1 protein-coding gene is annotated in these 958 nt (G+C 72.2%); it reads left to right on the top strand.

Features of this window, described 5'->3' with window-relative positions:
• A partial coding sequence (glgB, locus tag SNE206_RS40055; RefSeq protein ID WP_407918516.1) for a 1,4-alpha-glucan branching enzyme occupies window positions 1–958 on the top strand: 958 nt, incomplete at both ends.

Below are 958 nucleotides of genomic sequence, written 5' to 3'. Positions count from 1 at the left end.
AGGACGACGGGTACCGGATGGCGCCGACGCTGGGTGAGCTGGATCTGCACCTGATCGCGGAGGGCCGGCACGAGCAGTTGTGGCGGGCGCTGGGCAGTCACGTGCGGACGGTCGACGGGGTGGCGGGGACGGCGTTCGCGGTGTGGGCGCCGAACGCGGTCGGGGTGCGGCTGGCCGGCGACTTCAACCACTGGGACGGCACCGGCCACCCGATGCGCTCCCTGGGCTCCTCCGGCGTGTGGGAGCTCTTCGTGCCCGGCCTGGCCGAGGGCGCCCTCTACAAGTACGAGATCCGCGGCCGGGACGGCGGGGTGCAGCAGAAGGCCGACCCGCTCGCCCGCGCCGCGCAGTGCCCGCCCGGCACCGCCTCCGTCGTCCACACCTCCGGCTTCACCTGGAACGACGGCGCCTGGATGGCCGAGCGGGCCCGCACCGTCCACCACCGCGCCCCGATGTCCGTCTACGAGCTCCACCTCGCCTCCTGGCGCCCCGACCTGACCAGCTACCGCGAGATCGCCGACGTGCTGCCCGGCTACCTCGACGGCCTGGGCTTCACCCACGTCGAGTTCATGCCCGTCATGGAACACCCCTTCGGCGGCTCCTGGGGCTACCAGGTCAGCGGCTTCTACGCCCCCACCGCCCGCCTCGGCACCCCCGACGACTTCCGGCACCTCGTCGACACCCTCCACACCGCCGGCATCGGCGTCATCGTCGACTGGGTCCCCGCCCACTTCCCCAAGGACGCCTTCGCCCTCGCCCGCTTCGACGGCGAACCCCTCTACGAACCCGCCGACCCGCTCCGCGCCGAACACCCCGACTGGGGCACCCTGGAGTTCGACTACGGCCGCACCGAGGTCCGCAACTTCCTCGTCGCCAACGCCGTCTACTGGTGCGAGGAGTTCCACGTCGACGGCCTGCGCGTCGACGCCGTCGCCTCCATGCTCTACCTCGACTACTC

The sequence above is a fragment of the Kitasatospora sp. NE20-6 genome (genome assembly GCF_045862635.1).
This window is presented reverse-complemented; position numbering and strand designations above follow the sequence as displayed.